Here is a 25111-nt window from a genome sequence, read left to right as displayed (position 1 = left end):
CCGGACACGTGGTGCTTTAGCTGACGGTGGCGTCGGAAAGCGCCAGCGCAAAGCGGTTAACCGCGGCGTCCAGCTCTGCCTCTTCAATCACCAGCGGCGGCGTCAAACGCACGACGGAATCATTCGGCGCATTCACAATTACTCCGTGCTTGAAGCCGGCGCTGACCACCTGTTTAGCCACAGGGCGTTCCAGAACCACGCCCAACATCAGGCCGCGACCGCGCACTTCTACTACGCCAGGCAACGCAGCTACGCGTTCTGCGAGCCGCTCTCCCTTGTTGCGTACCTCAGCAATGAACGCGGCATCGATAGTGTCCAGTACCGCATTTGCCGCCGCACACGCAACGGGATTGCCGCCAAAGGTCGTGCCGTGGCTACCCGGAGTAAGCAAATCCTTCGCCGCGCCCCGTACGATGGTCGCGCCGATGGGCAGGCCCGCCCCCAAGCCTTTGGCCATGGTAATCACATCGGGCAAGATTCTCGCAGACTGGAAAGCGAAGAAGTCACCAGTACGCCCGACGCCAGTCTGAACCTCATCAACAATCAAGAGGAGCTCGTATTCATCGCATAACTGGCGCACCTTAACCAGAAATCCATCCGGCGCGGGAATCACTCCGGTCTCGCCTTGGATAGGCTCCAAAATGATTGCCGCGGTATTGGCTGGGTCCTGTTCCACCAATGTGCGCAGATATTCAATGTCGCCATAGGGATAAAATTCCACGCCAGCTGGCAGCGGCTCGAAAGGCGCCCGTTTGCCCGGCTGCCCCGTCATCGCGAGCGCGCCCATCGTACGCCCGTGGAATCCGTGGTGCGCCGCCAGCACCCGCTTCTTTCCAGTCAAGCGTGCTACCTTGAACGCAGCCTCGTTGGCCTCAGTACCGGAGTTGCAGAAGAATACCCGGGCATCGCTATCGCCCACCCGAGCCTTGAGCTTCTGTGCAACCTCAACCACAGGCTCGCTAGCAAAAAGGTTGGATACGTGCGCCAACTTAGCCACCTGCTGGCTTACCGCCTGAACTACGGCAGGATGCCCGTAGCCTAGTGAATTGACCGCAATGCCGGCCAGCATGTCAATGTAGGACTTCCCCTCTTCATCAACCACGGTAGATCCTGCACCTGAGACCAATCCGAGCGGCGGAGCGCCGTAGTTATTCGCGATCGCCTCGTTCCACTGCTTTATAAGCGAAGTCATGCGTTATCGTCCTTTCTAAAGACCGTTCCTTCCGGATAATCAGCACGGTCATAGTTATCAGGCAGAATCATCGTTCCGATGCCGCCGGAGGTCAGCAGCTCTAGGACCACCGCATGCTCGGTGCGGCCATCGATAACGTGGGCCGCATTTACCCCTGCCTCCACTGCTTTAAGGCAGGCCTCCATCTTGGGGATCATCCCGCTGTCTAAGGTGGGCAAGAGCTGCGAAAGCTCGCTGCACTCAATCTTGGAGACCAAAGAATCGGAATCTGGCCAGTCGGTATAAAGGCCCTCCACGTTGGTTAGGACCACGAGCCTTTCCGCACCCACAGCGCTAGCAAGCGCACCCGCCGCGGTATCCGCATTCACGTTATAAACCTCGCCATCCCTACCGGGCGCAATGGTTGACACAACGGGAATCCTTCCCGCATCCACGATGTCCATCAAGGCTTCGGGGTTGACGTCGGTAATATCGCCGACCAAACCAATGTTTGTCAGCCGCCCATCGATGTTGACCAGGCGCTTTCGGGCGCGAAATAGTCCTGCGTCCTCGCCCGAAGTGCCCACCGCGTAGGGCCCGTGGGAGTTGATGAGGTTGACCAATCCCCTGCCCACCTGGCCAAACAAGACCATCCGTACGACTTCCATAACCTCCGGGGTGGTTACCCGAAAGCCACCTTTGAATTCGCCCTCGATGCCGAGCCTGCCCAGCATCTGGTTGATCTGCGGGCCGCCGCCGTGGACGACAATCGGCTTCGCGCCTACCGCGCGCAGAAAAACCATGTCTGCCGCGAACGCCGCCTTGAGCCGCTCATCCACCATGGCATTACCGCCATACTTCACCACGACTATTTTGTCGCGATAATGCTGGAGCCACGGCAGTGCCTCCGCCAAGACCGTGGCCCGCTCCAAGTTCGTTAACTGCATAGTCTCCTCGCCTTTGCCTATTCCCCGAAGCTAAGAGCTATAGGCCGAGTTGATTTCGACGTACTGATGAGACAGATCCGTAGTCCGTAAAAATGCTCGGCCTGGCCCGTTAAGACCTAAGTGAACGTGGACGTCAATATCGATTCCTGATAGGTCCACCTCGCGCGCGCCGGGCGCGCCCGTGGAGTTGATGCAGACAGGCTGATTGTTGAAGGCAACAGAGATGTTTTCCGGGTCCATATCCGCGTCCGCCATGCCCACTGCCGCAAGGACGCGGCCCCAATTGGGATCGGAGCCAAACATCGCACACTTGAACAGGTTATCCCGGCCCAGCGTCCGCGCAGCGGCAAGCGCCTGCGCATCGTCAGTGGTGCCCTCGACGGTGATTTTGACGCGCTTGGTCACCCCTTCCGCGTCGGCCTGCAGCTGATCCGCGATATCGGCACAGGCTTTAAGAACAGCATCGTCGAGCTCTTCCTGCGAAGGCTCGATGCCCGATGCACCATTTGCCAAGATGATGACGGTGTCATTAGTCGAGGTCGAGCCATCAATATCTAAGGTATTGAAGGTCGCATCGCATGCACTGTGCAGCGCTTGCTGCAGCGCGGCAGGCGTGGCCGCGGCGTCGGTTGTCAGGCACACGAGCATCGTTGCAAGCGAGGGCGCCATCATGCCCACGCCCTTGCCCATCGCACCCAAAGTCCATCCACCACCGTGCACCACAGCTTCCTTCGCCACGGTATCGGTGGTCATTATCGCCTCGGCGGCAGCGTGACCTCCTTCTGAGCTGAGTTGCCCCACGACGCCGCGAACGCCGCCCAATGTTTTATTCATCGGCAAAGGCTCGCCAATCAGCCCTGTGGAGCATACAGCGATATCTTGCCCGACAATTCCAGTTAGAGCAGCAAGTTCATCCACCATGGCTTGGGCATCTTTGTCGCCTTGCTTCCCGTTACAGGCGTTGGCGTTGCCCGAGTTATACAACACGGCCCTTACCTGCCCGTCTGCGACGGCGGCCTTGGAAAGTTTTACCGGTGAGGCAACGACCCGGTTGCGAGTAAATACCGCCGCTGCATTAAAGTGTGGGCCTTGATTTACAACGAGCGCCATATCTGATTTCCCAGATGGCTTAATCCCAGCAGTAGTTGCTCCCGCCACAAAGCCTTTCGGCGCGGTAACGCCAGTCGGTTTGGGAACGGGCCCTCCTAGCGTGGTGGGCGATAGAGACATGGTCTTCTCCTAATTAGAAAGGTGGCTATTAATAACCTCCTAGGGCGCGACGGCCGCCTGTGGCAGGCCGTAGGCTTCTTCAAGCCCTAGCGCGAGATTCATACATTGAACGGCGGCACCGGCGGTACCCTTGGTCAGATTGTCGAGCGCAACAGTGATGAGCAATCGTCGGGCACGACCGTCCACATGAGCCTGGATATGCACCATATTGGAGCCCACTACGTTCTGCGTTTCTGGCTGGATTCCTTCTGGCAAAACTAGGCAAAAAGGCTCGTCCTTGTAGAAGTCCGCGAAGGCTTTGTGCACCTGGGAGGCATCCACTCCTCCGGCAAGAGGAGCGCTGATAGTTGCCAAAATCCCCCGCACCAGCGGGGCCAAGACCGGAGTAAAGCTGAGGTTGAGCTCAGCGTCACCGTGCACGAAAGGCGCCAGGTTCTGCACCATCTCCGGGGTATGACGGTGCGTGCCGCCCGGCGAATAGGCGCGCAAACTGCCCATGGTCTCAGCACCAAGCAACCCCACTGCGGCCTTCTTGCCTGCACCGGAAACGCCAGTAACCGCAACCACGTTGAGATCAGGTTCGATGAGCTCCTGCGCCAAGGCCGGCACAGCACCCAAAGTCACGGCGGTGGGAAAGCATCCCGGCACCGCTACCTGCGATGCCCCCTGCAGCTGTACGCGATTTCCAGGCAGCTCTGGGATGCCATAAGGCCACGCATCCGCGTAATCCCCACCATAGAACTCCCGCCAGTCCTCTTCGCTCCGGAGGCGGAAATCGGCCGCGCAATCAATCAACACCGGCGCTGCGACGCCGGTGCTTTGCGACGCCGCCTCTATCTCCCGCGCCACCGGTTGCCCGGCTGTGGAGTGCCCACAGAGGGCGCCAACGCGCAGCTCACCGGACAAATATGCTGGATGAGACAAGAGCAGGCGCAGAATCTCTCCGCCTGCATACCCGGAAACGCCCGCGATGGCTACTGAAATACTCATGCGGGAAACGCATAACAAGTTATGCAAGGCGCTGCAATATATATGAGGAATCTTTTATATCGCTCCAAAACGCAAAGTGCCTCCCGCGGCCCTCCTCCACCAATTAAGTGGAGAAGAAAGCCAAGCGGGAGGCACTAAACACTGAGCCTGAGGGCCGCAACCCTCGAGCCGCAGCTTAGGAGTAAATCAGCACCTGAGTTACCAGCATGATGCCGCCGAAGACCAGAAGGAAGACCATCATCGGCCAGACGAAGCGCAGCCAGTGCGTGTACTTCATCTTCAGCATCTGCAGCGTTGCCATGACCAGGCCGGTCGGGCAGATGAACAGCATTGCATACTGTCCCCACTGATAAGCACAGACCACAATCCAACGGTCGATGCCCACCGTATCTGCCAGCGGCGCCATAATCGGCATGGACAGCACAGCTAGGCCGGAGGAGGAAGGAACAACGAAGCCCAGCAGGAAGAAGATGATCATCAGCATGATGATGAAGACTGGACCATGCATTCCCTCAACCAGGTTGGTTGCAGAGTTCAGCAGTGTATCGGAGATATGACCATCATTGAGCACCAGGTTGATGCCGCGGGCCAGACCGATAATCAGGGAAACGCCGACCAGGCTGGAAGCACCCTCAGTGAAGGCGTCGCAAAGCTCAGCTTCGCCCAAGCGATTCTCACCGGTTGCCGCAATGAACATGATGGCCAGGGCCACCGTGAGGAATGCGGCCGCCATCGTTGGGAACCACCAGCCCTGGGACATAACACCCCAGACCATCAACGGGAACGCGATAGCGAAGAGGATGAGGATGACCTTCTGACGAAGGTCGAACTTCTTAACGTCACCGGTGGCGTCCATGGACCACTGGCCCTCAAAGACTTCCTTATCCTCCAGGACATAGGAGAAGTTCGGGTCTGCCTTGAGGCGACGCGCATACCAAGCCATGTAGCTAATCACCACGATGCCGCCGACGACACAGCCGACCAGACGCCATACGATGCCGTCCGTGAAGTTGATACCCGCCGCGTTCGACGCGATAACAACCGAGAACGGGTTAATCGTAGAGAACGCCGTACCCATGGAACCTGCCAGGAAGATGGCACCCACCACGACGATGGCGTCATAGCCTAGCGAGATAAAGATTGGGGCGAGGATCGGGTAAAAAGCAACAGCTTCCTCCTCCAAGCCACAGGCGGAACCGCCCATCACCATCAGCACGGAGACCACGACAACGAGCAGGAACTCGTGCCCCTTAGTCTTCTTGGTCAGTGCGACCAGGCCCGACTCGAAAGCGCCCGTTGCGCGGACCACGCCAATGAGGCCACCCAGCACGAGGATGAACACGATGATGTCAACGGCCTCGATGGTGCCCTGCACCATGCTGACCGGGATATCCCACAGACCAGCCGGGTTCTGAGTGACATGCTCATAAGTGCCCGGGACGGAAACTGCCTGCGTCAGTGCACCAGAGGTGAACTGATCGATGTTGATCTGCACGCCCAGGCTATCGAGAGTCTTTTGCGTAGCGTCCAGAACGTCGACCGAACCATCAGGGTTGGTCACATTCAGCTTGCCCGAGTCAGGGTCATACATCAGCTTCGAATACGAGCCTGCCGGAACCAGCCAGGTGGCGATTGCAGAAATCACCGTCAGGGCAAACAGAATCGTAAAAGCAGACGGAACTGAGAAGTGGAACCTCCGCTTCTTCTTGCGGTCTGTATCCTTCTCTTTCAGTGGCGCGGTCATGGCGCCTTCCTTTCATATCATAAAAGGCCGGGGAAGCCAGCACATACTGTCTTACCCGGCCAATAAACTTCTCCTAAGAGGTTATAACGGTTCCGACGGAACCAGTCATGGCTTCACCGGCATGTTCGAGCGAGGTGATGATTGCTCGACGGCCGGCGCCCGAACGGGCGAACTCCAAGCAGGCTTCCACCTTCGGCAGCATTGAGCCTGGTGCAAAGGCTGCATCATCAATCAGCTTCTCTACCTCGTCAACGGTGACCTTCTCCAGAGCCTTTTGTTCTGGAGTGTTAAAGCCGGAGTACGCGTAGTCAACTGCGGTGAGAATCAACAGGGTGTCTGCCTCAATCTGCTGAGCGATAAGAGCCGCGGTGCGGTCCTTATCGATGACTGCGGTGACACCGCTGAGCTGACCTTCCTTGCGGACGACTGGGATGCCGCCGCCACCGGCTGCGATGGCAATGCCACCGGAGCCCAGGATGTTGGCGATGCTCCTTGCCTCTACAACCTCGATAGGAAGTGGCGAGGCAATGACCCAACGCCAGCCGCGGCCGGAATCCTCGACGTAGGTGTTGCCGGTTTCCTTAGCCAACCGCTTTGCCTCTTCCTCGCTGTAGTACACACCGATGGGCTTGGTTGGGTTATCAAAAGCCGGGTCGTTTTCGTCGACAACCGTCTGTGTGATGAGGGAATAGCAGTCGCGCTCTAGGTTCCGCATGCGCAGCACATTCTCAATGGCCTGCTGGAGGTGGTATCCGATGTAGCCTTCGGACATTGCACCGCACTCGGCGAAAGGAATCTCTGGCGTGGTTCCCTCCTGGTGTGAGAAGTCGGAGGAAACCTTGATCATGCCAACCTGTGGACCGTTGCCGTGGGTAACCACGACCTCGTGGCCGGCCTCGATGAGGTCAACGATTGAGTCGGCGGTCTGGCGGATTGCTTCCAGCTGCTCGGTTGGGGTGTTTCCAAGGGCGTTGCCACCTAGGGCAACGACAACACGTCGCTTATCCATTGCACTTTCTCCTGGTGAAAAGACCTTGATTTTCTAGGACAAGGTGGCGTACATGACCGCCTTGATGGTGTGCAGACGATTCTCTGCTTCATCGAAGACCTTGGAGTAAGCGGACTCGAAGACCTCGTCGGAGACCTCCATCTCGCTAACTCCGAGCTTCTCGGAGATTTCCTTGCCAATGACGGTCTTGACGTCGTGGAAGGAAGGCAGGCAGTGCATGAAGATGGCGTCGTCGGCAGCCATTGCCATGACATCCTTGGTGACACGGTATGGCTCGAGCAGCTTGACGCGCTCCTCCCAGAGCTCAGCCGGCTCACCCATGGACAGCCAGATGTCGGTGTAGATGACGTGGGCGTCGGTGCAGGCTTCCTTGACGTCTTCGGTCAGGGTGACGGAGCCGCCGGTCTCGGCTGCAATCTTGGTGCACTCCTCGACCAGGCCATCTTCTGGCATCTGTGCCTTCGGGCCACAAGCGACGAAGTGCATGCCGAGTTTTGCACAGACAACCATGAGGGAGTTTGCAACGTTGTTGCCTGCATCGCCCATGAAGACCAGCTTCAGACCCTTCAGGCCCCGTGGGAAGTTCTCCTCTACAGTGAGCATGTCTGCAATCATCTGGGTCGGGTGGAACTCGGTGGTCAGGCCGTTCCAAACTGGAACGCCTGCGTTTGCGCCCAAGTCCTCAACAATCTCCTGAGCGAAGCCGCGGTACTCGATGCCGTCATACATGCGGCCCAGCACGCGAGCGGTGTCCTCGATGGACTCCTTCTTGCCCATCTGCGAGCTATCCGGCGCCAAGTAGGTAACGCCCATGCCAAGGTCGGAGCCGGCAACCTCGAATGCACAGCGGGTACGGGTCGAGGTCTTCTCGAAGAGGAGGGCGATGTTCTTGCCCTCGAGGTAGCGGTGCGGCACACCGGCCATCTTCATTTCTTTGAATTGCTTGGAGAGGCGGATAAGGTAGCGAATCTCGTCTGGGGTGTAGTCCAAAAGCTTGAGGAAGTTACGTCCGCTGAGGCTTACTGGCATTGTTGCCAACTCCTTTCTTTAATAGGGCCTTTTACCCTATTGTCACTCCGGCTACTCCCCTTCAATTCACACTCATGGGGTGCGCCGGCCGAACCCGGAAGCCTTGTGCTTCTCATCTGAAGTTCTGGCTTTATCGTGACTCGATTTCCTCACCCAAGCAAGCGCTAATCGAGCTTATTTTTCATTAAATCCGGAGTTGACCGCCACTAAACCCGGTTTAAACCACTCTTGAGGTGCAGGTTTACACGCAAGGTTTATATTGTGACATCCATCTCTTCTTCTAGAGACGGTAACGCAACCTACAAATTCACCCGGTTTAAACCGCTGCCCAAACGCGAGCAAAAGCCGGTTACATTACCCCTGACCAGTACCCCTCAACCAATAGGTCACGAGACTCGTAGGATGACTTTTTCAAAATGTTGTGAACGTGGACCTTTACGGTAGAAAGCGAGATGCCGAGTTCGTCCGAGATCTCGCGATTGCTCTTGCGGGCAAGCACCAGGCCGGCCACTTCACGCTCGCGCTTCGAAAGGCCATGGACCTCCGAAAAGCGCTCAAGGCTGCGCTCATGAAAGTCATCCGCTGCCGCATCTGCGATTGGCTTAACCGCCGCATCCGCACCAACGTGGCGCAGAACCACTCGCGCATGAGAGATGACCGCCCAGCCGATGGCAACGATTAGAACGTTTTCCATAAAATTGCGCTCCGGCAAGAATGAGAGCACATCGGGCCCGGCAGCCTCCCAGTCAAAGATGAGCTGATAGTAAACGTTCTCTGCCACCACCAGCACGGCACAGATAGCGACCTGGAAGAAGAGATGGCGGTAGGAATAAAGGCGTGCGCGCTCCGCGGGATCATTCGCGCGCAAGTAGCAGCCAAAGCCATAGCAAAGCAGAAATGTCAGCGTGATAGGCCGCATGTTGAAGAAAAGGAACTGGCGTAGTGCCGGGTCCTCTACTGCCCACAAGGCCGCGACGCTGCCTATCAGGAACAACCCGACGCAGGCATGCGGCAGAAAGCGCCAGCCATTTAAGTAGCGCTGCACCACGATGGCCATCACAGCCATCATCACGCCACCCAGCAATATCGACTCGAAAGGCGCCGTAATTGCGTAAACAGAAACCTCACGGTTAGCCATTCCGCCGTGGATGAACTGCGTTCGAAAGACAAGCGCTATATCGAAGGCATAGACACCGAAGAATACCGCCAACAGTTTGAAGACTTGGGAGCGGGTGGCCACCAGGCATCCCACGCAGACGCCGGCGACCAGGACGCTGGCTAGCAGCATGCAGATAGTGAAATAGAAGACGGCATACTCTAGCACCAGCACCTACTTTCCCAGCAGCGAGAGAGAAAAACTGCCGGTTTCAAGTCAGACCCAATAACTTGGGTAATCATAGCTCACATCATTAAGGATTCATAAGAATAGGACCGAGCAGTCACCCATAATTAGAAGTGATCTGCACGGTCCTTAGCGCGACTCAACGCGCGGGTTTAAAGCCTCGTTTAAGCGCGCATCTGAGCGCCCAAACGCTGCTCGGCCAACTTCGCTGCAGCCAGACGGTGCTCGTTTGCTTCCTCGTCAGTCAGCGTGCGGTCGGAGGCACGGAAGATCAGCTGGAAGGCTAGTGACTTTTTATCCTCACCGAGCTGCTCACCGCGGAAGACGTCGAAAAGCTCAACGCCCTCGAGCAGTTCGCCGGCGCCTTCCTCCACGACCTTACGCACGGACTCAGCAGGAGTGTCTTCGTCGACTACCAACGCGATGTCTTGGTGCAGTGCCGGGAATGCAGACAGAACCGGAGCCGGGAACATCTCCTCAGTAGGCAGCGCGTTTACATCCATCTCCATCGCGCAGGTGCGTGCCGGCAGGTTCAGTGCCTCGAGGATCTCTGGATGCAGCTCGCCTGCATGGCCCACGACGACGCTTTCACCATCGACGACAGCCTTAATCGCTGCGCAACGGCCCGGGTGCCACGGCAGCTCGGAGTTAGCCTCTACCTCGATCTCTACGCCGGCCGCGCGAGCGACCAGGCGCGCAGACTCAATGGCATCGGCGTAGGTGTAGGCGCGACCCTTGCCCCAGGGGCCCTCGTGCTCGACGTTGCCGGTAGCAACGGTGGCCACGTGCAGCGGCTGGTACGGCAGGGAGTCGCGCAGCTCCTGAACGACGGCGTCGCTTGGACGCTCCTCAACGGAAGGCATTGCGGAAGCATCCGCACGCTTGAAGGAAACCTGCTGCAGGCCGAACAGCGCGAGGTCGTTGCGGCCGCGGGCGACGTTGCGTGCGACTGCTTCGAGCATGTTCGGCAGCAAGGTGGTGCTCAGAATTGCCTTGTCTGACTCGAGCGGGTTCTGCACCGAAATGGTCTTGCGGCGCTCGTCATCGCCTTCCAGGCCGCAGACATCGAAGGTGTTGTTGGCGATGAACGGCGAAGGAAGCACCTCGGCGTAGCCGGCATAAGCCAGGCCATGGCCGATGGCGCGGCGACGCTTCTGTGCCGGGGTCAGACCGCGGCCACCAACTGGGGTCGGCAAAATGGTCGGGATGTCCTCTAGGCCTTCCAGACGCAGCACCTCCTCGATGAGGTCAACATCCATGGTGATGTCGGTGCGCCAGGTAGCCGGGGTAACCAGCAGGTTGTCACCGGACTCTTCAACCTCGCAGCCGACCTCTTGGAGACGGTTCACGACGGTCTCACGGGAGTATTCAACACCGGCATACTCGCTCGGCTTGGTAGCGCGCATGGTGATCTGCTGCGGACGAGCGACCTCGCCGACCAGGGTGCGGCCGGCTTCGATGGTTCCGCCAGCGATCTGCACGAGCAGTGCACAGGCGACGTCGAGTGCAACTTCAACGATGGCCGGATCTACGCCTCGCTCAAAGCGGCGGGATGCCTCAGAAGACAGTTTGTGGCGGCGCGAGGTGCGAGCCACGGTGATGGAATCCCAGTTTGCGGCCTCGAAGTAGACGTTGGTGGTGCCGTTTTCGCCCTCGGTAATCTCCGAGCTCGTTCCGCCCATCACGCCGGCCAGGGACTGGATACCGTTGTCGTCGCAGATGACTACGTCTTCGGCGTCCAGGGTGCGCTCAACGTGGTCGAGGGGCTCGAACTTCTCCCCTGCCTGCGCGTTACGTACAACAAGGTCGCCAGAAATCTGATCGGCGTCGAAAGCGTGCATCGGCTGGCCGAGCAGCAGCATGACGTAGTTGGTTACGTCGGTTGCTGGGTTAACAGGGCGTTGGCCTGCCAGCATGAGCTCGCGCTCCATCCAGAACGGAGTGCGCGCGGTCGGGTCAATGCCAGTGACCTTCCGCAGGCCAAAGCGCTGTGCCTTGGTCTCCTCGCGCAGCTCAACATTGATGAGTGAGCCACTAGCCTCCGGCACAGCGCTGACATCGATGCCAGCAACGGATGGGTCCTGCGCCGGGCACGCGTAGTCAAGGCCGAAGGCCGAGGCAACCTCGCTGCCGAGGCCGCGCAGGGAAAGCGCGTAGCCACGGTCCGGTGTGATGTTGACGTCGAAGACAGTATCGTCCAGCCCCAAGAATGGACGGGCATCCTGGCCGACTTTGTCCGCGAACTCCTCGCCCAAGGTTATGATGCCATCGGACTTCTCAGCGATGCCCAACTCGGCCGCGGAGCACATCATGCCCGCAGAGATCTTGCCGTAGGTCTCACGTGCGGAGATCTTGAAGCCGCCTGGCAGCTCAGCGCCCGGCAGGGAGACTACGACGTAGTCCCCCAAGCGGAAGTTGCGCGCACCACAGATGATGCCCTGCAGCTCGCCAGTGCCGTTAGCGTCGCCGACATTGATCTGACAGTAGCGGATGGGCTTCTTGAAGCCCTCGAGCTCCTCGAAGGAGTCAACGTGGCCGATAACGAGCGGGCCGGTGATTTCTGGCAGACCCTCGTAGCCCTCGGTCTCAAAGCCGACGCGAACGAAACCAGCGTCGAGTTCTTCCGGAGTGACGGACCAGCCGGGGTTTTTCGCGCCAAGCAACCTGGTTACCCAGCTCTGGGAAATAAGCATTGTGTCTAAATTCCTTCCTAATTGCGGGGTAAACGGTTATGCCTGGACGCCGAACGGCAGGGTGAAACGAACGTCGCCTTCGACCATGTCGCGCATATCGGTCAGGCCGTTGCGGAACTGCAGGGTGCGCTCCAGGCCCATGCCGAAAGCGAATCCGGTGTATTCCTCCGGGTCAACGCCTACTGCGCGCAGGACGTTCGGGTTGACCATGCCGCAGCCGCCCCACTCGATCCACCCGGCGCCGCCCTTCTTGTTCGGGAACCAAACGTCAACCTCAGCGGAAGGCTCGGTGAATGGGAAGTAGTTGGTGCGCATGCGCGTCTTGGTCTCTGGGCCAAACAGTACCTTCGCCAGGTGATCCAGAGTGCCGCGCAGGTGTGCCATGGTAAGCCCCTTGTCCACTGCCAGGCCCTCGACCTGGTGGAAGACTGGGGTGTGGGTGGCATCGAGCTCGTCGGTGCGGAAAACACGGCCCGGGCAAGCAATGTAGAGCGGGACATCGCGGTCCAACATGGTGCGTACCTGCACCGGTGAGGTGTGCGTGCGCAGAACCTGTCGCGAATCTTCCTTACCCACGTGGAAGGTATCTTGCAGGGTACGTGCCGGGTGGTCAGGTTTGAAGTTCAGGGCGTCGAAGTTAAAGTACTCCGCCTCGACCTCAGGACCCTCGGCGATCTCCCAGCCCATGCCAACGAAGATGTCGGCAATGCGCTCCGACAGCGCGGTAATTGGGTGCAGTGCACCGGTCTGAGTGCGGGTGGTCGGGATGGTCACGTCGACGGTCTCTGCCGCCAGCTGCGCCTTCCGGGCCTCTGCTTCCAGCTGCTGCTGGACCTGAGCAAAGCGCTTTTCGACGCGACCGCGGGCCATGTTGACGTTCTTGCCTGCGTCTTTGCGCTGGTCCTTTGGCAGGCTGCCGAGCATGGTGCGTGCCTGTGGGATATAGCCCTGCTCGCCCAAGTGCTCGCGGCGAGCGGCAGCCAGCTCATCGAGGCTTGTAGCAGCGTCAAATGCAGCTATGGCGGAATCGGCAGCCGCGCCCAGCGCGGCTTCGGTCAATTCGATCTGAGATGTGTCGGACACGTGCCTTGAAACCTTCTTCTTGCGCGAAAACTAACGGCGCTAATCATACCGTAGTGACCGTCACAAGAAGCCAGCAGGGGCACCAGCTAGCGGCTATGAGACTTCGCAGATTCGTAAAGACATATAGAAGCGGCGGTGGCGAGATTCAGCGACTCCGCGCGGCCCAAAATAGGAATGCGCACGCGCATATCTGCCTCGTCGAGCAGCTCCCCTAGCCCGTGTGCCTCGTTGCCAAATAGCCACGCGGTGGACTGGCTGAGATCTGCCTCGGCAAGGTCGACCTCGCCGTCGGCTGCGGTGGCAAGAATCTGCATGCCGGACTTGCGCAACTGCCCCAGGACGTCCTTGATGTTAGGTTCGCGCGCAACGGGAACGTGGAAGAGCGAACCTGCTGAGGAACGCGCCACCTTGCAGCCCAGGGGATCCACGGTCTCGCCGGCGAAGATGACGCCGTCGGCGCCCATGGCGTCAGAAGTCCTGATCAAGGTACCCGCGTTGCCTGGCTCCGAGGTCAAGACCGGAACCGAGACCAGACGTGGTTTGGCGTTGAGAATCTTGCCCACTGACCACAGCACCGGCTTGCAGAGGGCAAATAGCCCGGTGGTGCTTGCGGTATCAGACATGTGGCGCGCTGCTTTACCCGTGATGGGATGGACGTAGACATCCATGTAGCCGGCAGCGGTGACAATGTCTGCGAAACGCTCAGCCGCTTTCTCGGTGACGAAGACATCGGTTGCGGCACCGGTGGACACTGCCGCGTCCACCGCATTTTCGCCCTCAATGATGAACTGCTTGGCCTTGCGCCTATTAGCCGCGCGGTGCAGCTTGACCGCATTAACGATGCGCGGGGTTCTCTCAGTAAAAGCAGATTCAAAGTCCAATTCCATAGACCCCAATCTAGCAGCGCATACGCCCCACACACCAAAAGGATTAAGCCACACCCCCAAAAGCACCAAAAGCCCCAGAAAACCACCAAACCCACCACAGCAAAAGCCGTAGTGGGCAAGTATTAGAGCTCGGGCTTTAAGTGAGCAAACGCTTAGCGACGCAGCGGGATACCGCGTCCGTCACGGTCGTATCCGCCGGCACCCGCGATGATCATGATGAACTCGACGAATGCCCAGATCTCGAGGGCGCCACCGATGAAAAAGCCGATGATCACGATGAGGGTCACAGCGGAAACCACGAAGGTAATCAGCTGTGCGATACCGCGGTTGGTCTTGCCCAAGTAGAAGTTGTGTGCGCCCAAGTATCCGAAGAAGAAAGCCAGCAGCATCGCTGCAACCCAGGACTTCTGCTCAACGCCTGCTGGGTACTGCTGAACTGGGTAGGCCTGGCCGAACTGTGGCTGACCGCCCTGGTATGGAGCAGGCGTAGGAGCGTTGTTGTTGAACTGCTGCGGCTGCTGGCCAAACGGGTTCTGCGGCTGGTTGCCGTAGCCTTGAGGGTTTCCGTTGTTTGGATAGGTCATAGAAGGCTCCTGAGAAATGGGCAAAAGATGAAAAGGAGTACACGCCGGAAAAGTCCGCGCCGTGTGTCACAGACAAACTAGCACGAGCTAACTGCGACTTCCTAGATGGGTATAGATAACTGGGGAAAAATCCCCAAATACATAAAAGCTCCCCCTATCCTTTCACACCATAATTGACGGAAAGTAGTAGCGGGAGCTTTAAAAGTAATACGCTTTGCGCATACCTATTTAACTAGGCAGCCTTCGGAGCGTTGATGTCCTCCGGCAGAGCAGCCTTGGCTGCCTCGCACAGTGCGGAGAATGCCTCGAAGTCGTTGACTGCGAGCTCAGCGAGGATCTTGCGGTCAACCTCGATCTCAGCCAGGCGCAGGCCGTGGATGAGGCGGTTGTAGGTGATGTCGTTCATGCGGGCAGCGGCGTTGATGCGCTGGATCCACAACTTACGGAACTCAGACTTACGGGCGCGACGATCGCGGTAAGCGTAAGTCATGGAGTGCAGCCACTGCTCCTTAGCCTTACGGTACAGGCGGGAACGCTGGCCGCGGTAGCCCTTAGCGGACTTCAGAATCGCGCGACGCTTCTTCTTAGCGTTAACTGAGCGCTTTACTCGTGCCACAGTATTACTTCCTTATCTTGTGTGGGTCTAGTAAGTGGGTTGATTCGGCGCTAATTAGGAGCGGCCGAGCAGGCGCTTTACGCGCTTGACGTCGGAAGGTGCAACGTCCTTGGTGCCCTTGAGACGACGGGTCTGCTTGGATGGCTTGCCCTCCAGCAGGTGGCGGCGGCCAGCCTGCTCACGGCGCAGCTTGCCGGAACCGGTCACCTTGATGCGCTTGGCGGTGCCCTTGTGGGTCTTCTGCTTCATGAGAATTAAGTCCTTAGATCCTAAATGGAGTTTGGTCTACTTCTTGCCCTTGCGGACGGGTCCCAGAACCATGGTCATGTTGCGACCATCCTGCTTGGGGCGGGACTCGACGGAGCCGTACTCAGCGACATCCTCGGCGAGGCGCTCCAACAGGCGGAAACCAAGCTCCGGACGCGACTGCTCGCGGCCACGGAACATGATGGTTACCTTGACCTTGGAACCCTTCTCCAGGAAGCGCACCACGTTGCCCTTCTTGGTCTCATAATCGTGATCATCGATCTTCGGACGGAACTTCTGTTCCTTGACCACAGTCTGCTGTTGGTTCTTGCGGGCTTCGCGAGCCTTCTGAGCCTGCTCGTACTTAAACTTTCCGTAGTCCATGATCTTGGCTACGGGCGGCTTTGCATTAGGCGCAACCTCAACAAGATCAAGGTCTGCTTCATATGCAAGCTTGCGAGCATCATCAGTACGGACGATGCCCACCTGTTCACCACCGGGGCCAACTAGACGGACCTCGGGTACTCGGATGCGCTCATTGATGCGAGCTTCAGCGCTGATTGTGGTTCTCCTCGATTAAGGGGGTGGGTTAGTGATGTGCCTACCGAGACCACAAACGAAAAACCCGGTCTGCCATAAGGCAGCCGGGAGTTCTCACAAAAATGCCGAGGTATTAACCTCAACCCTTTTACCTTTATCCTTCGAACCAAATAGGTTCGCGGCTTCAGGTGGGAGAAACTCCGCTTGTGACCCGTGACCTCCTGGAGAAGGCCCTACGGGCGGTAGTGCTGATTAGTATAACCCCCACTTCCCGCAGAGCCAAATCGCCACGCGCAACTAACTACGCGCTCACTGCCAGAGGCGACTACAGGAGCTCCTTCAGGAACTGGCCTGTATAGGAGCCTTCCACCTTTGCGACATCTTCTGGAGTGCCCTCAGCTACGACGCGACCGCCGCCATTTCCGCCTTCGGGACCCATGTCCACGATCCAGTCAGCGGCCTTAATCACGTCAAGGTTGTGCTCGATGATAAGAACCGAGTTGCCCTTGTCCACCAGCCCTTGGATAACCAGCATGAGCTTGCGAATGTCCTCGAAGTGCAGGCCCGTGGTTGGCTCGTCCAAAATGTAGACGGTACGCCCCTTGGTGCGTTTTTGCAGCTCAGCAGCAAGCTTTACGCGCTGCGCCTCGCCGCCAGACAGCGTGGTGGCCGCTTGCCCCAGGCGAACATAACCCAGTCCGACGTCGACAAGCGTGGCGAGGTAACGGTGAATCGAGGTAATCGGCTCGAAGAACTCGGCGGCCTCGGAGATAGGCATGTTGAGAACCTCAGCGATGTTCTTGCCCTTGTAGAGGACCTCCAGGGTTTCACGGTTATAGCGCGCACCCTCACAGACCTCACACGGGACATAAACGTCCGGCAGGAAGTTCATCTCGATCTTCAACGTGCCGTCACCCTGGCAAGCCTCGCAGCGACCACCCTTGACGTTAAAGGAGAAACGGCCTGGCTTGTATCCGCGCACCTTTGCCTCTTGGGTCTCCGCAAAGAGGTTGCGGATCTTGTCGAATACACCGGTATAGGTAGCCGGGTTGGAACGCGGGGTACGGCCGATCGGGCTCTGGTCCACCTGCACCAGCTTGTCGAGGTGCTCGACGCCCTCGACGCGCTTGGCGCGGCCTGGCACCTGGCGCGCACGGTTGAGCTTGTTGGACAGAGTCTTGGCCAGAATCTGGTTGACCACCGTGGACTTGCCGGAACCCGATACACCGGTGATGCAGCAAAGCACGCCGAGCGGAATCTCAACGTCGATGCCCTTCAAGTTGTTTTCCCGAGCGCCGACTACCTTGAGCTTGCGTTCAGGGTCAATCTCACGACGCTTATCCGGCACCGCCAGCACACGCTTGCCAGACAGATACTGACCCGTAAGCGATTCTTCCTTATCCATGATGCCGGCGGGCTCACCTTGATAGACAACCTCGCCGCCGTACTCGCCGGCGCGCGGGCCAACATCAACAAGCCAGTCGGCCTCGCGGATGGTGTCTTCATCGTGCTCAACCACAATCAACGTATTGCCGATGTCACGGAGGCGCTTCAAAGTAGCGATGAGACGCTGATTGTCACGCTGGTGCAGACCAATGGAGGGCTCATCCAGCACATACAGCACGCCAGCCAGACCCGAACCAATCTGGGTTGCCAGGCGGATGCGCTGCGCCTCCCCACCAGAAAGCGTGGAAGCTCCACGATCCAAGGTGAGGTAATTCAGACCCACGTCGAGCAGGAATCGCAGGCGGGCCTGAATCTCCTTCAATACTGCGCCAGCGATAATTTCCTCGCGGTGCCCCAGTACCAGCGAGTCAAGGAACTCCGCGGCCTCTTCGATAGACAGCGCGGACAGCCCCGCAATGGACTTCTCGCCGTGCGCGGTGGAGGCAAGCCGCACAGCCAAGATCTCCGGGCGCAGGCGCGTGCCATTACAGGTATTGCAAGCCACCCGGCGGGTGTACTGCAGCAAGCGGTCCTTCTGCGACTCGGAATCGGCCTGCTCAAGCTTGCGCTCCAAGAAGCCGATCGCACCCTCAAAGGGAGCGGTCCAGTTGCGCTGCCTGCCGTAGCGGTTCTTATAGCGCACGTTTACTTCCACGTCGGTGCCATAAATCAGCGCATCGCGCTGCTGCTTTGTCAGCTGTGAAACCGGAGTCTGCGGATCAAAGCCCAACGTCTTACCAAGGCCCTCGACGAGTTTGACGAAGTAGCGCGAATTCGGGCTGGAATGCCACGGCTGGATGGCGTCGACTGCTGGAGCGTCAGGATCCGGAATCAGCAGATCTACGTCGACCTCAAGTCGGGTACCTAGACCGTCACATTCTGGACAGGAGCCGAAAGGCGCATTGAAGGAAAACGCACGCGGCTCGTATTCCTCGATGGTTAGGGTGTGACCATTGGGGCAGGCGGCCTTCTCCGAGTAGGTATGAGTGAGCTCGGGGTGATCGATGAAGTCGAGGGTAACGAGACCGTCTGACAGGCGGAGCGCAGTTTCGACAGAATCGGTCAGACGCTGCTTCTGTGAGGCCTTGACCTGCAAACGGTCCACCACCACGTCAATATCGTGCTTGATCTGCTTCTTCAGCGTCGGCGGCTCAGTTAATTGATAAACCTCGCCATCAACCCGCACGCGGGAGAAACCCTGAGATGCAAGATCGGCAAAGAGATCCACAAACTCGCCCTTGCGGTGTCGCACCACGGGAGCCAGGACCTGGAACTTTAGCTTTTCCTCGAGTTCAAGCACTGTGTCCACGATTTGCTGCGGGGTCTGACGCTCAATCACGGCGTCGCACTTCGGGCAATGCGGCGTGCCCGCGCGGGAGAATAAAAGGCGCAGATAGTCGTAGATCTCCGTGATGGTGCCCACCGTAGAACGCGGGTTGTGGTTGGTGGACTTCTGGTCAATCGAGACCGCGGGAGAAAGGCCATCAATGAATTCGACGTCAGGCTTGTCCATCTGACCTAGGAACATGCGGGCGTAGGAGCTCAGCGATTCAACATAACGCCGCTGGCCTTCCGCGAAGATAGTGTCAAAAGCCAACGATGATTTACCGGAACCGGAAAGGCCGGTAAAGACCACCATCTTGTCGCGCGGCAGGTCGATATCGACGCCCTTGAGATTGTGCTCGCGAGCACCGCGTACGACCAAACGATCAGCCACTTATTGCCTCCTTTGTCAGCCTAGCTTCGCGCCCATCCTAGGTTCTGTTGGGGATAAGCAGCCAGACCAGTGAAAAATGTCTATCTCGAAATCTACCCGTAGGGTTGGACACATGAATAACGCACTAAAGCTCAAAAGTATTTCCGTGTCCGAGATGGACAACAACTGCTACCTCATCTGTGCCGGGGAAGAAGCACTGCTTGTCGACGCCGCGGATGACGCTCCCGCACTCCTCAACTTGGCCAAGGAAAACGGCGTCCGCATTAGCGCCGTGCTTACTACCCACCGCCACTGGGACCATGTCCGCGCCACTAAGGAAGTAATCAAAGCTACCGGCGCTACCCACTACGCCTCCTTCCTCGACTCCCCTGCGATGCCGGCGCCTGTCGACGTCGAGTTGAAGCAGGGAGACACACTGACTTTCGCAGGCCACGAATTCCCGGCGATTATTTTGCGCGGCCATACCCCAGGCGGCGTCGCCATCGCCGTCGATATCGATGGGACCACGAATCTCTTCGTGGGCGACAGCCTCTTCCCCGGCGGTGTGGGCCGCACCGATTCGGAAGGTGACTTTGTACGCCTTTATAAAGACGTCAACGAGCGCATCTTCGATGTCTACCCAGATTCCGCCATCGTGCGACCCGGCCACGGCAAATCCACCACTTTGGGTGAGGAGCGTCCAAAACTTGCTGAATGGTGGCAGCGCCGCTGGTAGATGCGACCTTTGTACACCAAGTGGTGGGTGGATAAGCACGGTTTCCACCCACAGCGGTCGGCGTTTTCCGTACACTGGTGAGAAGTTCATTACTTTACTCAATGAATCTCAACGAATGGAGTAACAAGTGATTCGTAAGTTTGCTCGCCCTATGCTGGCTTCTGTTTTTGTCTGGGACGGCGTCGATACCCTGCGTAACGCCTCCGACCACGTAGCCGAGACCGAGTCCGTTCTGCAGCGTCTGCGCAAGGTTGTCCCGGCACAGTACGCCGGTTACATCCCGAACGACCCAGAGCTGGCTGCCCGCGCAGTCGGCGGCCTGAAGGTCGGCGCCGGCTCCACCCTGGCGCTGGGCAAGGCACCGCGCACCTCCGCAGCAGTGTTGGCGCTTTCTACCCTGCCTAATCTCCTCGGCCGCAACGCTTTTTGGGAGGCAGAGGATTCTGAGGAGAAGAACAATCGCCGCAACGGTTTCATTACCAACACCGCTCTGCTTGGCGCACTGTTCATCGCTACCCAGGACACCGAGGGTAAGCCTTCCCTGGCATGGCGCGCATCCAAGTCCGCAGAGCGCACCAACAAGAAGATCCAGAAGGCTCTGCCGACCAAGTCCGAGCAGCAGAAGTTCGCTGATAACCTCTCCGACCGCGCCGATGAGTTCTCCACCAAGGCCAGCGATTGGTTCGAGGGCGCTAAGGAATACGTCGATGACAACAAGGATGACTGGCAGGCAACCGGCAAGGACCTGGTAGATTCCGCTCGCTCCTTCATCGAGGACAGCGCCGAGCAGGCAAAGAGCTTCATCGATGACAACAAGGATGACTGGCTGTCCACCGCCCAGGAAAACGCTGAGCTGGCTCGCAAAAAAGCTGTGAAGGCAGCTTCCAAGGCTCAGGAGCGCGCTGACTTCGCTCGCGCACAGGTTGATACCAAGGCCAACAAGCGTGCTGCCAAGAAGGCCTCCAAGCGCGCTGAGAAGCTGCAGAAGGAAGCTTCCAAGAAGCTCGACAAGGCAATCAACAAGTTCGGTGACCGCCTGAACTAAGCCTTTAACCTCCAACGGCCCAGCAAGGTATGCTGGGCCGTTGTCGTTTTTATCAATCTCTTCGCGTATTGAGGTGTATTAACCGTCGTGGCCTCCCCAGAACATAGCCCAAATCACCCGCAGAACGAGCAGGTAGCACAGGAGATTGCCGCTGAGCAGGCCTACGTTGACAGCCTCTTTTCAAGGCTGGACCACGAGGTCGCCCAAGCCAACGAACGCCTCAACGAGGTGCAGGCCGCAGTGGACCCGCACACGCCTGATGCGGATGCCCTAGTCCGCCGTGAAACGGAGTACCACGGCCTGCAAGCCAAGCTGGACCGTCTAAATCTCGCGCAGCTAGGCCTCGTCTTCGGCCGCATCGATATCGATGCCCCAGGCGATAATCCCACCGCAGAAGGCCTAGACCGCCGCTACATCGGCAGGATGGGCTTAGATGCCCGCGAAGAGGATTACCGCACTCTCCTGCTGGACTGGCGCGCGCCGATGGCACGTCCTTTCTACCTGGCCACCACTGCGCAGCCAGAGGGCGTTACGGTCCGCCGCCACATCCGTACCAAAGGCCGAACCGTAACTGATATCAACGATGAAGTTCTCTCCGGTGCTGGCGCGGCGGACGAGACCGCGGGCGTCGCCAGTGAGTCCGCGCTCTATCACGCGTTGCAGCGTGCTCGCACCGGCCACATGGAATCCATCGTGGAGACCATTCAGCGCGAGCAAGACGAGATTATCCGCGATAGCACCCGCGGCGTACTCGTGGTCGAAGGTGGTCCCGGGACGGGCAAGACCGCAGTCGCTTTGCACCGCGTGGCCTATCTCCTCTACACCCATCGCGAGCAGCTGGCGGCCACGGGCGTGCTCATCGTCGGGCCTAATTCCACCTTCCTTGACTACATCTCGCGCGTCCTTCCAGAACTGGGTGAAACCGGCGTGGTTCTTTCCACCATCGGTGAGCTCTTCCCCGGCGTTCGCCCCACCCACCAAGAGTCTTTGGCCGCGCGCGAAATCAAAGGCTCGGAGGCGATGGTGGAAATTCTCGCAGCCGCGGTGAAGAACAACCAGACGCTTCCCGAAGGCCCGCGCCGCATTCGCGCGGAGCACTTGGAGCTGACCGTCGACCCCGCGATGATTAAGGCGGCCCGCACCCGCGCGCGTCGTTCGCGCAAGCCGCACAATGACGCGCAGGCGGCCTTCGCCGAACATCTCACGGAGTCACTCGCCCAGCAGATGGCTGAAAAGATTGGTGCCGACCCGCTAGGTGGCAAGAACCTGCTTTCGCGCGCGGACATCGACCAGCTCCACGATGACCTGGCGGAGGAACCACAAGTGCGCGAGCTCATCGACGAGTTCTGGCCTACCCTGGACCCGCGCGCAGTACTGGCGGATTTGCTATCTTCGCGTGCGCTTATCGACGCCGCGGCACCGGACTACGACACCGAGACCCGCGACGGCCTGTACCGCGTGCAGGGCGACGCGTGGGCGCCTTCCGACGCCGCGCTCCTCGACGAGCTCGCGGTACTCATCGGCATGCCGAATCCAGAGGAGGAAAAGGCTGCCGCGGATCAGGCCTGGCGCGAGCAAGTTGCCGACGCCGAAGACGCGCTCGACATCTTGTCCTCCTCCGATTCCACAGACAACGACGATGACATGTTCGACGCCGAGATCCTGTCTGCACACGACGTCATCGACGCTGAGACCCTTGCCCGCCGCCAGGAGGTGCGCGATAACCGCACCACCGCGCAACGTGCCCAGGAAGACTACACGTGGGCCTACGGCCACATCATCGTCGACGAGGCCCAGGAATTAAGTCCGATGGAATGGCGCATGCTCTTTCGCCGCAGCCCTTCGCGCTGGATGACGCTCGTGGGCGATACCGCGCAAACCGGAGCGCCCGCTGGCGTAGACGATTGGGCCGAAGCGCTTGAGCCCTTCGTGGCCCAGCGCTTCCGCCACCACAAGCTGACCGTGAACTACCGCACGCCGCAGCCGATTACCGAGCTGGCCAATTCCCTCCTCGAGCTCATTAACCCCGAGGCAGCTCCCGCCGTGGCGGTCCGCGACGGCGCGGAAGTCGTCTTCACCGCGCAGCCAGCAACGCACGCACCGGGGACTGTCACCGATGCCGACGGGCGATTGAACGCCGTCATCACGCGCGAGAACGTCGAGGAGATCAAGGGGCTCGAATTCGACCACGTGGTGGTCGTTGACCCTGATGCCATCGTGGCCGCCTCGCCACAGGGCCTGCAAAATCTCTACGTTGCGCTCACGCGTGCGACACAGACGCTGACCTTGGCCGGCCGCTTCCAAGAGACTTTCCACTAGTCTGGTGGGCATGGCTTTATCTGACATCGCACGCAAAATTGAACGCGCCACAAATAAGGCGGCGCTAGAGCGCACCACCCGCAAAGGCTGGACGCCGGAACTTACGGGTTATGCCGGATACGGCAACACGGAATTCGTCCACGTCTTGGGCCGCGTGCTCATGCATGATCCAGCGGCCGAGGCCACGGAGACGTGGGCGCAGCGCGGTTACCGTCAGTTTTTCACGATTCAGGTAAACAACCTCGACGTCCGTGTCACGGTCAATGGCAAGACCGTCCACGGCCGGACCAATTACAACGGCTATATCGATATCTTGGTCCACGAGCATGGCCTAGGTGCCGGCTGGCACGAGGTAGTCATCGAGGCAGACGGCGCCGAGCCCATTACCTCCGAGGTGCTCATCGTGTCTGAGGACTCCCCACTGGGCGTCGTCAGCGATATCGATGACACCGTCATGGTGACCTGGCTGCCGCGTGCGATGACTGCGGCATGGAACTCGTGGGTCAAGCGCACCAACACCCGCCAGCCGGTTGAAGGCATGGCGCGCTTCTATCAGCAGTTGCAGGAACAGCACCCGGAGATGCCTTTCATTTATCTGTCCACCGGCGCGTGGAATACCTACGACACCTTGGTCAGCTTCATGGAGCACAACGGCTTCCCGCGTGGTCCACTCCTGCTGACTGACTGGGGCCCTACCCCCACCGGGCTTTTCCGAAACGGCCAGGAGCACAAGCGCGTGCAGCTGCGTAACCTCTTTATCGCTTTCCCATGGATGAAGTGGCTGCTCATCGGTGACGATGGCCAGCACGATCCGCTCACCTATGGTGATGCCGCGAACGAGCACCCAGACCGCGTGGCCGCGGTGGCCATCCGCAACCTTTCGCCACAGGAGCAGTTGCTCTCCCACGGTTCACTGGGCCCGCTTGCCGACGCCAACGAGGAAGGCTCGTTTAGCATCCCCCTCATCCAGGGCGGGGACGGCTCGGAGCTCGCCGCACAGATGCACAAGATTTCGGCGGAGCTTGAGGCTGGGGCCTTTGCAAAGGACGCACCGGAGACCGACGACGTCAAGTAGCGCAAGCGAAAAGCCCAGTCAGATTCCCCGCGAGGGAATCTGACTGGGCTTTTTAAAGCAAGATATTAGCTCACGGTGTGAACAATCATGACGTCGCAGTCAGACTGGCGAGCGACGTCAGCCGGTACGGACCCCAGCAGGCGGCCGGTCAGGGAGTTGATGCCGCGGTTACCAACGACGAGCAGCTCAGCCTGATTGTCATTAACGATGGACATCAGAGCCTGGACCGGGGTGCCCGGGCGGACGGCGGTCTCTACCTTGGTGGCACCGAACTTCTCAGCGTGCTCCTTGCCGGTGGTGAGGTTAGCCTCTGCCTTCTGGTCACCCAGAATGGTCACGGAATCTTGGCGCAGGGTCTTGGAAGCCTGCTCCTGGTTCTCGTAATAAGCGCAACCGATGATAAGAGTTGCATCGAATGCGGCGGCGATCTTAGCGGCGCGCTCCACTGCCAGGAGGGAGGACTTGGAACCGTCAGTGCCGACCACGATCTTCTTGTAATCGCTCATGATGACCTTTCTTCAGGGGCCTTATACCCCAAATGATGATGCAGAATGTGCAAATTGCTAATCCTTATAAAGGCGCAAACGTAAGTTTAACAACTTTGTGACCTGTCCGTTGCGCAACGTGGCATTTTATACCCCAAATGGAAAGTGCTGTTTTTCTCACTTTTGGCGCCGTTTGTC

At 58.9% G+C, this 25111-nt stretch carries 21 protein-coding genes; 4 read left to right on the top strand and 17 right to left on the bottom strand.

The window, feature by feature from the left end:
• Positions 1–16 precede the first annotated feature (16 nt).
• From HMPREF2692_RS11490 to uvrA, 16 genes are all read right to left on the bottom strand, one after another.
• Positions 17–1192 carry an acetylornithine transaminase gene (locus tag HMPREF2692_RS11490; RefSeq protein ID WP_070823657.1) on the bottom strand — a complete coding sequence of 392 codons (1176 nt, stop codon included), beginning with the start codon at positions 1190–1192 and terminating at the stop codon, positions 17–19.
• Positions 1189–2118, bottom strand: coding sequence for an acetylglutamate kinase (gene argB, locus HMPREF2692_RS11485; RefSeq protein ID WP_049147595.1), 930 nt, complete (start codon positions 2116–2118; stop codon positions 1189–1191). Before argB ends, HMPREF2692_RS11490 begins: the two co-directional genes overlap by 4 nt.
• Positions 2119–2148: 30 nt before the next feature.
• Entirely contained in the window at positions 2149–3348 is a 1200-nt protein-coding gene (gene argJ / locus HMPREF2692_RS11480; RefSeq protein WP_070823655.1) for a bifunctional glutamate N-acetyltransferase/amino-acid acetyltransferase ArgJ, read from the bottom strand.
• Between the two features lie 39 nt (positions 3349–3387).
• Positions 3388–4338, bottom strand: coding sequence for an N-acetyl-gamma-glutamyl-phosphate reductase (gene argC / locus HMPREF2692_RS11475; protein WP_070823654.1), 951 nt, complete (start codon positions 4336–4338; stop codon positions 3388–3390).
• A 175-nt stretch (positions 4339–4513) separates the two neighbouring features.
• Positions 4514–6082 carry a YfcC family protein gene (locus HMPREF2692_RS11470; RefSeq protein WP_062040663.1) on the bottom strand — a complete coding sequence of 523 codons (1569 nt, stop codon included), beginning with the start codon at positions 6080–6082 and terminating at the stop codon, positions 4514–4516.
• Between the two features lie 73 nt (positions 6083–6155).
• Entirely contained in the window at positions 6156–7091 is a 936-nt protein-coding gene (gene arcC / locus HMPREF2692_RS11465; protein ID WP_070823652.1) for a carbamate kinase, read from the bottom strand.
• A gap of 33 nt (positions 7092–7124) precedes the next feature.
• Positions 7125–8120 carry an ornithine carbamoyltransferase gene (argF, locus tag HMPREF2692_RS11460; RefSeq protein ID WP_070823650.1) on the bottom strand — a complete coding sequence of 332 codons (996 nt, stop codon included), beginning with the start codon at positions 8118–8120 and terminating at the stop codon, positions 7125–7127.
• 349 nt (positions 8121–8469) lie between these two features.
• Positions 8470–9450: a helix-turn-helix transcriptional regulator gene (locus tag HMPREF2692_RS11455; RefSeq protein ID WP_061922648.1), complete on the bottom strand. Its 981-nt coding sequence runs from the start codon at positions 9448–9450 to the stop codon at positions 8470–8472.
• 176 nt (positions 9451–9626) lie between these two features.
• On the bottom strand, positions 9627–12155 hold the full coding sequence (gene pheT, locus HMPREF2692_RS11450) for a phenylalanine--tRNA ligase subunit beta (RefSeq protein WP_070823647.1): 2529 nt from the start codon (positions 12153–12155) through the stop codon (positions 9627–9629).
• Positions 12156–12191: 36 nt separating this feature from the next.
• The gene (gene pheS / locus HMPREF2692_RS11445; protein WP_061922654.1) at positions 12192–13238 is read right to left on the bottom strand and encodes a phenylalanine--tRNA ligase subunit alpha; all 1047 of its coding nucleotides are present in this window, start codon (positions 13236–13238) and stop codon (positions 12192–12194) included.
• Positions 13239–13324: 86 nt separating this feature from the next.
• Positions 13325–14125, bottom strand: coding sequence for a TrmH family RNA methyltransferase (locus HMPREF2692_RS11440; RefSeq protein ID WP_070823646.1), 801 nt, complete (start codon positions 14123–14125; stop codon positions 13325–13327).
• A 152-nt stretch (positions 14126–14277) separates the two neighbouring features.
• Positions 14278–14709 (bottom strand): TM2 domain-containing protein, encoded by a 432-nt coding sequence (locus HMPREF2692_RS11435; protein WP_061922661.1) that lies wholly within the window; start codon positions 14707–14709, stop codon positions 14278–14280.
• A gap of 232 nt (positions 14710–14941) precedes the next feature.
• Entirely contained in the window at positions 14942–15325 is a 384-nt protein-coding gene (rplT, locus tag HMPREF2692_RS11430; RefSeq protein ID WP_061922666.1) for a 50S ribosomal protein L20, read from the bottom strand.
• Between the two features lie 54 nt (positions 15326–15379).
• Positions 15380–15574, bottom strand: coding sequence for a 50S ribosomal protein L35 (gene rpmI / locus HMPREF2692_RS11425; RefSeq protein ID WP_046646844.1), 195 nt, complete (start codon positions 15572–15574; stop codon positions 15380–15382).
• A 36-nt stretch (positions 15575–15610) separates the two neighbouring features.
• Positions 15611–16132 (bottom strand): translation initiation factor IF-3, encoded by a 522-nt coding sequence (infC, locus tag HMPREF2692_RS11420; protein WP_082778602.1) that lies wholly within the window; start codon positions 16130–16132, stop codon positions 15611–15613.
• Positions 16133–16436: 304 nt separating this feature from the next.
• Positions 16437–19274 carry an excinuclease ABC subunit UvrA gene (uvrA, locus tag HMPREF2692_RS11415; protein ID WP_070823644.1) on the bottom strand — a complete coding sequence of 946 codons (2838 nt, stop codon included), beginning with the start codon at positions 19272–19274 and terminating at the stop codon, positions 16437–16439.
• Between the two features lie 112 nt (positions 19275–19386).
• Between uvrA and HMPREF2692_RS11410 the strand changes: the two genes are divergently transcribed.
• The 4 genes from HMPREF2692_RS11410 (at position 19387) to HMPREF2692_RS11395 (ending at position 24428) form a co-directional block, all read left to right on the top strand.
• A complete protein-coding gene (locus tag HMPREF2692_RS11410; protein ID WP_061922676.1) occupies positions 19387–19989 on the top strand; it encodes an MBL fold metallo-hydrolase in 603 nt (200 codons plus the stop codon).
• A 127-nt stretch (positions 19990–20116) separates the two neighbouring features.
• Positions 20117–21034, top strand: a complete 918-nt coding sequence (locus HMPREF2692_RS11405) for a DoxX family protein (RefSeq protein WP_062038930.1) — start codon at positions 20117–20119, stop codon at positions 21032–21034.
• 87 nt (positions 21035–21121) lie between these two features.
• Positions 21122–23353, top strand: coding sequence for a HelD family protein (locus tag HMPREF2692_RS11400; protein WP_070823643.1), 2232 nt, complete (start codon positions 21122–21124; stop codon positions 23351–23353).
• 10 nt (positions 23354–23363) lie between these two features.
• The gene (locus HMPREF2692_RS11395; protein WP_070823642.1) at positions 23364–24428 is read left to right on the top strand and encodes an App1 family protein; all 1065 of its coding nucleotides are present in this window, start codon (positions 23364–23366) and stop codon (positions 24426–24428) included.
• A 65-nt stretch (positions 24429–24493) separates the two neighbouring features.
• On the opposite strand, the gene HMPREF2692_RS11390 is transcribed toward HMPREF2692_RS11395, so the two are convergent.
• Positions 24494–24934: a universal stress protein gene (locus HMPREF2692_RS11390; RefSeq protein WP_061922687.1), complete on the bottom strand. Its 441-nt coding sequence runs from the start codon at positions 24932–24934 to the stop codon at positions 24494–24496.
• Between the last annotated feature and the right edge of the window lie 177 nt (positions 24935–25111).

This window comes from Corynebacterium sp. HMSC036D03 (assembly GCF_001836185.1).
Classification (GTDB): Bacteria; Actinomycetota; Actinomycetes; order Mycobacteriales; family Mycobacteriaceae; genus Corynebacterium; species Corynebacterium simulans.
Note: the sequence above shows the minus strand (reverse complement) of the source record. Positions and strands in the feature narration are given on the sequence as shown.